Source organism: Corynebacterium sp. HMSC11E11, from assembly GCF_001807025.1.
GTDB lineage: Bacteria > Actinomycetota > Actinomycetes > Mycobacteriales > Mycobacteriaceae > Corynebacterium > Corynebacterium freneyi.
The window spans coordinates 87,858-96,556 of record NZ_KV787158.1; the positions used below are offsets into that span (position 1 = coordinate 87,858).

The 8,699-nt window shown below is 68.5% G+C and carries 9 protein-coding genes; 7 read left to right on the forward strand and 2 right to left on the reverse strand.

The features are described 5' to 3' along the window. Nucleotides 1–194: 194 nt before the first annotated feature. The 5 genes from gatC to HMPREF3121_RS09765 all read left to right on the forward strand — a co-directional run bounded on the left by gatC (nt 195) and on the right by HMPREF3121_RS09765 (nt 4,882). Nucleotides 195–494, forward strand: coding sequence for an Asp-tRNA(Asn)/Glu-tRNA(Gln) amidotransferase subunit GatC (gatC, locus tag HMPREF3121_RS09745; RefSeq protein ID WP_070522850.1), 300 nt, complete (start codon nt 195–197; stop codon nt 492–494). A gap of 2 nt (nt 495–496) precedes the next feature. Continuing rightward, entirely contained in the window at nt 497–2,017 is a 1,521-nt protein-coding gene (gene gatA, locus HMPREF3121_RS09750; RefSeq protein ID WP_141743057.1) for an Asp-tRNA(Asn)/Glu-tRNA(Gln) amidotransferase subunit GatA, read from the forward strand. A 49-nt stretch (nt 2,018–2,066) separates the two neighbouring features. Beyond that, the gene (locus HMPREF3121_RS09755) at nt 2,067–2,297 is read left to right on the forward strand and encodes a hypothetical protein (RefSeq protein WP_070522851.1); all 231 of its coding nucleotides are present in this window, start codon (nt 2,067–2,069) and stop codon (nt 2,295–2,297) included. A gap of 57 nt (nt 2,298–2,354) precedes the next feature. Beyond that, complete coding sequence (locus tag HMPREF3121_RS09760) at nt 2,355–3,770, forward strand: DHA2 family efflux MFS transporter permease subunit (RefSeq protein ID WP_083291593.1); 1,416 nt, start codon at nt 2,355–2,357, stop codon at nt 3,768–3,770. Between the two features lie 80 nt (nt 3,771–3,850). Continuing rightward, nucleotides 3,851–4,882 carry an ATP-dependent 6-phosphofructokinase gene (locus tag HMPREF3121_RS09765; protein WP_035123519.1) on the forward strand — a complete coding sequence of 344 codons (1,032 nt, stop codon included), beginning with the start codon at nt 3,851–3,853 and terminating at the stop codon, nt 4,880–4,882. Here the strand turns inward: HMPREF3121_RS09765 and HMPREF3121_RS09770 are convergent. Next, nucleotides 4,879–5,745, reverse strand: coding sequence for a class I SAM-dependent methyltransferase (locus tag HMPREF3121_RS09770; RefSeq protein WP_070522856.1), 867 nt, complete (start codon nt 5,743–5,745; stop codon nt 4,879–4,881). The genes HMPREF3121_RS09765 and HMPREF3121_RS09770 overlap by 4 nt on opposite strands. 4 nt (nt 5,746–5,749) lie before the next feature. Next, nucleotides 5,750–6,319, reverse strand: a complete 570-nt coding sequence (locus HMPREF3121_RS09775; RefSeq protein ID WP_070522859.1) for a hypothetical protein — start codon at nt 6,317–6,319, stop codon at nt 5,750–5,752. Between the two features lie 112 nt (nt 6,320–6,431). On the opposite strand from HMPREF3121_RS09775, the gene gatB reads away from it, so the two are divergent. Next, nucleotides 6,432–7,940, forward strand: a complete 1,509-nt coding sequence (gene gatB, locus HMPREF3121_RS09780; RefSeq protein WP_070522862.1) for an Asp-tRNA(Asn)/Glu-tRNA(Gln) amidotransferase subunit GatB — start codon at nt 6,432–6,434, stop codon at nt 7,938–7,940. A gap of 509 nt (nt 7,941–8,449) precedes the next feature. Then, a partial coding sequence (locus HMPREF3121_RS09785; protein ID WP_210387272.1) for a hypothetical protein occupies nt 8,450–8,699 on the forward strand: 250 nt, incomplete at its 3' end.

An 8,699-nucleotide genomic window follows, 5' to 3' on the forward strand; every position in this document is an offset into this window, starting at 1 on the left:
GGGTACATGGCCGTCACCCGCCACGGGAATGTGAGTTGCACCACTGCTGAAACGTCGGGTCGAGTGCCGCGACGGTGCAGTAACGGCGCCGCGCCAACCACGCGACGACCCCGTGTCGACCCCGCACGGCGACGAATCCGCCGCAGCGGCTAACCTGTTCGGGGAAAACCCGGAGACAACGAAAGGGGTCACGCGTGCCCGCAATCTCGCGCGACGAGGTCGCCCACCTCGCACGACTGTCCCGCCTGGCTCTGACCGACGCCGAGCTCGACGAGTTCGCCGGTCAGATCGACGGCATCATCAACCACGTCCAGGACGTCCAGGAGGTCGCCGCCGCGGACGTCGAGCCCATGAGCCACCCGTCGTCGCTGTCGGGCGTCATGCGCGAGGACGTGGTCAAGCCCACGCTGACCGCCGAGCTGGCCCTGGACCAGGCGCCCTCCGTCGAGGACGAGCGTTTCGAGGTTCCGCAGATCCTGGGCGAGGAGGAGTGATCATGGCCGACAACGCCGCCAACGCCAACCTGTTCACCGCCGTCGCCGACGACCCGATCCTGGGTCTGACCGCCGCGGAGCTGGCCGAGAAGATCCACGCCCGCGAGCTGACCTCGGTGGAGGTCACCCAGGCGTTCCTCGACCGCATCGCCGCCGTCGACGGGGACATCCACGCCTTCCTGCACATCGGCGCCGAGGAGGCCCTGGCCGCCGCGAAGGCCGTCGACGAGTCCCTCGACGCGGGCGAGGCCCCGGCGTCGCCGCTGGCGGGCGTGCCGCTGGCGCTGAAGGACGTCTTCACCACCGTCGACGCCCCGACGACGTGTGCGTCGAAGATGCTCGAGGGCTACATGAGCCCCTACGACGCCACGGTCACCGAGAAGCTCCGCGCCGCGGGCATCCCGATCCTGGGCAAGACGAACATGGACGAGTTCGCCATGGGTTCGTCGACGGAGAACTCCGCGTACGGCCCGACCCACAACCCCTGGGACGTCGAGCGCACCGCCGGCGGCTCGGGCGGCGGTTCCTCCGCCGCGCTGGCCTCGGCCATGGCTCCGCTGGCCATCGGCACCGACACCGGTGGTTCTATCCGCCAGCCCGCCGCGCTGACCGCGACCGTCGGCGTGAAGCCGACCTACGGCACCGTCTCCCGCCATGGTCTCGTCGCCTGCGCGTCCTCGCTCGACCAGGGTGGTCCGACCGCCCGCACCGTGCTGGACACCGCTCTGCTCCACGCGGTCATCGCCGGCCACGACGAGCGCGACTCCACCTCCACCGATCAGCCCATCGCCGACGTCGTCTCCGCCGCCAGGGAGGGCGCCAGCGGCGACCTGACGGGCATGAAGGTCGGCGTCGTCAAGCAGTTCGACCGCACCGAGGGTTACCAGGCGGGCGTGCTGGACAGCTTCCACGAGGCCGTCGAGAAGCTGAAGGGGGCCGGCGCGGAGGTCGTCGAGGTCGACTGCCCGAACTTCGACCACGCCCTGAGCGCCTACTACCTGATTCTGCCGTGCGAGGTCAGCTCCAACCTGGCCCGCTTCGACGGCATGCGCTACGGCCAGCGCGTCGGCGACGACGGCACCCGCTCCGCCGACGAGGTCATGGCCATGACCCGCGCCGCCGGTTTCGGTGACGAGGTCAAGCGCCGCATCATCATCGGCACCTACGCCCTGTCCGTCGGCTACTACGACGCCTACTACGTCCAGGCGCAGCGCGTGCGCACCCTGATCCAGCAGGACTTCGAGCGCGCCTTCGAGGAGGTCGACGTCCTGATCTCGCCGACCACCCCGACCACCGCGTTCAAGCTGGGCGAGAAGGTCGATGACCCGCTGAGCATGTACATGTTCGACCTGTGCACCCTGCCGCTGAACCTGGCCGGCATGTGCGGCATGTCCGTGCCGTCGGGCCTGGCCCCGGACACCGGCCTGCCGGTGGGCCTGCAGATCATGGCGCCGCGGCACGGCGACGACCGCCTGTACAAGGTCGGCGCCGCCTACGAGAAGGTCCGCGGCCCGGTGGCCTGATCTTCTCGTCAGATCTGGTCGCCCGCGCGGGGTCGCCCCGCGGGTGACGATGACCGCCGTCCCTTCCCGGGGCGGCGGTTTCGTCGTCTGCGCCCGCCGAACCCGTCGCCCCAATCGGCTCATCGTCGAGGCCGCCTACCGCACGCGCGGGCGAAAGTCGGCCGGTCCGTCCGGCCATGAGATCGACGATCGTCCCGCGGACGACGTTCGCCGGGTCCTGGAGGCGCCGTCTCGCGGCGAAGAAGGTTGGTGGGAGCCGGCGGCGGCAACGGGGGAGTAGCCGTCGCGTAGCATCACTGCGATGGACGCACGGGGCACGGACGCGAAAGGCGGTCACATGCGGGATGAGTCGATGCCGGCGCAGCATCATCTGCCGCCCAAGCAGGCGTATCTCGCGTTGTTCGCGCTCTGCGTCGGGTTCTTCATGAACCTCTTGGATCAGTCGATCGTCGCGGTGGCCACGCCGCAGATCATGGACCAGCTCGACGCCGAATACTCCGCCGCGATCTGGGTGACGTCGGCCTACCTGCTCGCCTACGCGGTGCCGCTGCTGGTCACCGGCCGCCTCGGTGACCAATTCGGGCAGAAGCGCGTCTACCAGGTCGGCATGGTCATCTTCACGCTGTCGTCGCTGTGGTGCGGCATGGCGGCGTCGATCGAATCGCTCGTGCTCGCCCGCTTCGCCCAGGGGCTCGGCGCAGCTCTCATCGGGCCGCAGACGTTGGCGATCATCACCCGCATCTTCCCGCCGGAGCGCCGCGGCAAGGCGATGGGCTGGTGGGGCACCGTCGCGGGCCTGGCCACCCTCACCGGCCCGCTGCTCGGCGGCGCGTTGACCAGCTCCGTCGGCTGGGAGTGGATCTTCTTCGTCAACATTCCCTTCGGCATCCTGTCGTTGGTGCTGGTTACCACGTGGGTGCCGGATCTGCCGTCGACGTCGCGCAGCTTCGACATCCCGGGCATCGTGGTGTCGACGCTGGCGATGGTCGGCCTCGTCTTCGGCCTGCAGCAGGGCCAGCACGCCGGTTGGGCCCCGTGGATCTGGGCGCTGCTGGGCGGCTCCGCGGTGCTGTTCGTCATCTTCGTGCGACTGCAGGCCACGGCTCCGTCGCGCGGGGTGGAGGCGCTCGTTCCGCTTCGGCTTTTCGACGACCCGAACTTCGCCCGGGGAGCGCTGTCCATCGCGACGATGGCCTTCGCCACCGCGGCCAACGCGCTGCCGATCATGCTGTACGTGCAAACCCACGAACACCTCACCGCTTTCCAGGCGGGGCTGCTGGTGGCGCCGATGGCCCTGCTGTCGGGCGTGCTGGCGCCGTGGGTCGGGTCGATGGTCGAACGCACCAAACCCAACCGGCTCTCCATGATCGGCTTCGGTTCGATGATCGTCGGCCACGTGGCCATGTTCGCCGTCCTGCGCGACTCGGTGCCCACGGCGGCCATCGCCGTCGTGGTCCTCATCCTCGGCGTGGGCAACGCCTTCGTGTGGGCGCCGAACTCCACCATCACCCTGCGCGGCCTGGACACCCGCATCGCCGGCGCGGGCTCCGGCGTCTACAACGCCACCCGACAGGTCGGCGCGGTCTTCGGCGCGGCCGCCACCGCGGCGTTCATCGAAGTCGGTCAGGCGGCCGGGGCCGGGGCCGCCGTCTTCGGCCGGTCGCTGCTGCTGCATGCGGCGGTTCTGTGCATCGGATTCGTCGCGGTGTCCGGGTTCACCCGACCCCGCGAATCCCACGTCGGGGCGTCGTAAAGCGGGCACCGACACGGAGGGGAACCAGGCACCCGCCGCCCGAAGCGCGGTGACGCCCGGTCGTCGCTATTGTGGAGATCATGCGAATCGCGACCCTGACCTCCGGTGGCGACTGCCCCGGTCTCAACGCCGTCATCCGCGCCATCGTGCGCACCGCCAGCTCCGAATACGGCTCCACCGTCGTCGGCTTCGAAGACGGCTGGATCGGCCTGATGGAAGACCGCAGGGTCCAGCTCTACGACGACGAGAACATCGACAAGATGCTGCTGCGCGGCGGCACCATGCTCGGCACCGGCCGCGTCCACCCCGACATCCTCACGTCGAGCCTGGACCGGATCAAGGAAAACCTCTCCGACGCGGGCATCGACGCCCTGATCCCCATCGGCGGCGAAGGCACCCTCAAGGCCGGCAAGTGGTTGTCGGACAATGGCGTGCCCGTCGTCGGCGTGCCCAAGACCATCGACAACGACGTCAACGGCACCGACTTCACCTTCGGCTTCGACACCGCCGTCGCCGTGGCCACCGAAGCCGTCGACCGCCTGCACACCACCGCCGAATCCCACGAGCGCGTCATGATCGTCGAGGTCATGGGCCGCCACGTCGGCTGGATCGCCCTCCACGCGGGCATGGCCGGCGGCGCGCACTACATCGTCATCCCGGAAGAGCCCTTCGACATCAACGTCATCTGCAAGTCCATGGAACGCCGATTCCAGATGGGCGAAAAGTACGGCATCATCGTCGTCGCCGAAGGCGCCACCCCCAAGGAAGGCACCATGCGGTACGAGGAAGGCGGCATCGACCAGTTCGGCCACCAGACCTTCAACGGCATCGGCCAGGTCATCGGCAACGAAATCAAGGAACGCACCGGCTACGACGTGCGCACCACCGTCCTCGGCCACATCCAGCGCGGCGGCACCCCCACCGCCTACGACCGCGTGCTGGCCACCCGCTACGGCGTCCACGCCACCCGCGCCGTCCACGAAGGCGACTACGGCAAGATCGTCGCCCTGCGCGGCGAGCACATCGAGCGCATCGACATCGACGACGCCGTCGCCGAGCTCAAGGTCGTGCCGCCCCGCCGCTACGCCACCGCCAAGGCGCTGTTCGGCTAAGTGCCCCCGCGCCCGGCGACCTCCAACACGAAGGAGTCGCACCGGTAGGGAAGCGGCACCACGTCATCCGAGGCGAACCCCAGGTGGTCATGCAGATACCACCGCAGGTTCGCCTCGACCTTTTCCCGCGTCTGCTGCGCCGACCGCAGCCAGTACGACCGGGTGCGGGCCAACATGACGATCTGCTCCGGCGTCAAAAGCTGCTCCCATTCCAGTCGCAGCTCGTCGGTGATGCGCAGCGGGGCGGCGACGTCGGGGACGAAGCCGGGCTTCTGCACGTCGCCGGCGTGCATGATGCGCGTCAGTCGGTGCACCCACGGCACCCGCACGTCGAGGGTGTTCCACGTCAACACCACCCGCCCGCCGGGCCGCAGCAGCCGCGCGAACTCCGCCGACGCCGCCGGCACGTCGACCCAATGCCACGTCTGCGCGCAGGTGATCGCGTCGAACGAGCCGTCCGCCAGGCCCGTGGCCTCCGCCGTGGCCCGCACCCGCGCGACGTCGGGGCAGGCGCGCCCCAGGGCGGCGAGCATCTCCGCGCCGGGTTCCACGGCGGTGACCCGATGGCCGGACGCCACCAGCGCGGCGGTGAGCTTGCCGGTGCCCGCACCGACGTCGAGAACATCGAGCGCTGCGCCAATGGTCCCTGCGTCAGTGGTCCCTGCGCCGACCCCGGCGCCGACGAGGGCGACGACCTCCTGCGGATACCCGGGGCGCACGTCGTCGTAGCGTGCCGCGTCGCCGTCGGAAAGCCCCTCGCCGAAGGCCCCGGCACCGACCCGGCGATGCGCGCCATCGCGGAACACGGGCATCGCCGCCCGCGACGTCGGCGGAATCGGGGGATGATCGCTGGGACCGGGCATGGAACTACAGCAATCCGTGGGCCGACGCGAAGTCGCGGGCCTCGTCCTCGGAACCGTACGGACCGAAACGCAGCACCGAATTCTCCGTCACGTCGTAGATCAGACCCGTCTCCTGCAGCCAATGCACTTCATGGGCGCCATCGGGGGAGGTGCCGAGCTCGATCATGTCGACCCCGCCGGCGGGATCCTTCACCGCATCGGCGAACCCCTCGTCGGTGACCATCGTGGTGGAAATTCCGTTCGGCGAGCCGTCGTCAAGCAAGCAATTCACCGCCGGCACCTCGGCCGGGACGCCATCGTCCGGCGACCCCAAGCCGCGGGGATTGTCCATGAGCAGGAAGCACATCTCCGCATTCCACCCCTCCGCGAGCTCCGCGGGAAGGGAATCCCGCAGGCCCTCCGGATGCAGCTCCGCGCCGAAACCCTCGTTCGACGTGCCCGTGAACATCGACGCGATCACCGCAATCGACACCACCACCGCCGCACCGATCCCGAGTCCGGCCAGCAGCCCCCTGCGGCGCGGTCGATTCGGCTCGTCCTTGGCGCTGTCATCCTGGGTGCGGGCGTGGGTCATCGGGACTCCCGGTGCGTGATCGGCGGCGACTGTGAAGCAACGAGAACAGGGTAGTCCACCGTCCCGGCCCCGGGGTGCCCGCCTCCACCCGGCCACTAGTACGATGTCCCCCATGACCGCCGCTTACGCTGATGATCTGATGGACTACGACGAGGTCCTCGAGCGCTTCGAACCCGTGATGGGCATGGAGGTGCACGTCGAGCTCGCGACGAACACCAAGATGTTCTCCTCTTCCTCCGCCAACTTCGGTGCCGCACCGAACAGCAACGTCGACCCGTGCAGCCTGGGCCTGCCGGGCGCGCTGCCGGTGGTGAACAAGACCGGCGTCGAATGGGCCATCAAGATCGGCCTGGCGCTGAACTGCGAGATCGCCGAGTCGTCGCGCTTCGCGCGGAAGAACTACTTCTACCCGGACCAGCCGAAGAATTACCAGATTTCCCAGTACGACGAGCCGATCGCGTTCAACGGCCACCTCGACGTCGTCCTCGACGACGGCACCGAGTGGCGCATCGAAATCGAGCGCGCCCACATGGAGGAGGACACCGGCAAGCTGACGCACCTGGGCGGCACGTCGGGCCGCATCCACGGCGCGACCCGTTCGCTGGTCGACTGCAACCGTGCGGGCGTGCCGCTGATCGAGATCGTCACCAAGCCGATCATCGGCGCCGGCGAGCGCGCCCCGGAGGTCGCCCGCGCGTACGTGTCGGCCCTGCGTGACCTGGTCAAGGCGCTGGGCGTGTCGGATGCCCGCATGGATCAGGGTTCCATGCGCGTCGACTCGAACCTGTCGCTGCGTCCGATCGGCCAGGAGGAGTTCGGCACCCGCACCGAGACGAAGAACATCAACTCGCTGAAGTCCGTCGAGCAGGCGGTGCGCTACGAGATGCAGCGCCAGGCGCAGGTTCTCGTCGACGGCGGGTCCATCCGCCAGGAGACCCGCCACTACCAGGAGACCGACGGGTCGACGTCCGCCGGCCGCATCAAGGAGACCGCGGAGGACTACCGCTACTTCAACGACCCGGATCTGCCGCCGGTCATCGCCCCGCGCGAGTGGGTCGAGGAGATCCGCGCGACGCTGCCGGAGCTGCCGTGGGTCCGCCGCGCCCGCATTCAGCAGGAGTGGGGCCTGAAGGACGAGGAGATGCGCGACCTGGTCAACGCCGGCGCGCTGGACCTGGTCGTCGACACGGTCGAGGCGGGCACCACCCCGGATGAGGCGCGTTCCTGGTGGGTGGCGTACCTGTCGCAGCAGGCCAACGAGCGGGGCGTGGACCTGGCGGAGCTGGAGATCACTCCGGCGCAGGTTGCCCGCGTCGTCGCGTTGATCAAGGAGGGCAAGCTGACCAACAAGCTGGCCCGCCAGGCCGTCGACGGCGTGCTGGCCGGCGAGGGCGACGTCGATGAGGTCGTCGAGGCCCGTGGCCTGGAGGTCGTCCGCGACGACGGTGCCATCGAAGCTGCGGTCGACGAGGCGCTGGCCGCGAACCCGGACATCGTGGAGAAGTACAAGGCCGGCAACAAGAAGGTCGTCGGCGCGATCGTGGGTCAGGTCATGAAGGCAACCCGCGGCAAGGCCGACCCCGCGCAGGTCAATCAGCTGATCGCGAAGAAGCTCGGCTAGTTTGCTTGACGACGCCCACGGGCCCGGCATCTGATGTGGATGCCGGGCCCGTGGCGTTTGGTTGGTCATTGTGCGCCGCTGTACTTTTGCGGTGAATATAGGAGAATAATGGGCATTTGCTGGACCGTGTCGGGTGGGGGAATTTTCAGCCGAGGCTTTATGCGGATCCTGTGAACGCTCTGCATTTTCTTGAAGATATAGTTATCTGAAGCGTATTGCGGCCCCTTTTGCGTGATCGGCTTTCTGACGCTCGGAGGTGCGGGTGACCTATCGGCGCAGCGTGCTGCCATGGTGGGCATGCGGCAAGAGTCGCAATTGTGCAGCGTCAAGGGTGGGGGTGCGCATTGTTGTGGGGTGACCTGCGTTAATTCAAAATGCCGGGGGGTCGCCAAAAAATAGTTGCTCCAAATGGGGGAAATGTGTGCTTATCCTGATGGCGAAGTTGTTCAGCGATGTGGCCGGTGGCGCTATCGCGGCGTGAATGGCCACATATATGTGAGGAGATCACGATGAAGGTCAGGAAGACGACCGTGTGGGCCGGTGCCGCGATTCTCGCCTCCGGTGTGATGACGATGGGGGCTCCGGCGGCTCTTGCCGATGTCGACGATGACGGGGTTCTGATTCAGGCGCAGGAAGCCGGGGGCGACCAGGGCGGTGACGACCAGGGCGGCGACGGCGGCGGCGACGGCGGAGATGACGGCGGCGACGGCGGCGATGACGGCGGCGACGGCGGCGACGGCGGAGATGACGGCGGCGACG

Excerpts from the sequence above, each read along its gene's own strand:
- gatB (WP_070522862.1), top strand. The coding sequence starts at position 6,432 with ATGACCGCCGCTTACGCTGATGATCTGATGGACTACGACGAGGTCCTC.
- HMPREF3121_RS09765 (WP_035123519.1), top strand. The coding sequence starts at position 3,851 with ATGCGAATCGCGACCCTGACCTCCGGTGGCGACTGCCCCGGTCTCAAC.
- gatA (WP_141743057.1), top strand. The coding sequence starts at position 497 with ATGGCCGACAACGCCGCCAACGCCAACCTGTTCACCGCCGTCGCCGAC.
- HMPREF3121_RS09770 (WP_070522856.1), bottom strand. The coding sequence starts at position 5,745 with ATGCCCGGTCCCAGCGATCATCCCCCGATTCCGCCGACGTCGCGGGCG.
- HMPREF3121_RS09775 (WP_070522859.1), bottom strand. The coding sequence starts at position 6,319 with ATGACCCACGCCCGCACCCAGGATGACAGCGCCAAGGACGAGCCGAAT.
- HMPREF3121_RS09760 (WP_083291593.1), top strand. The coding sequence starts at position 2,355 with ATGCGGGATGAGTCGATGCCGGCGCAGCATCATCTGCCGCCCAAGCAG.
- HMPREF3121_RS09755 (WP_070522851.1), top strand. The coding sequence starts at position 2,067 with ATGACCGCCGTCCCTTCCCGGGGCGGCGGTTTCGTCGTCTGCGCCCGC.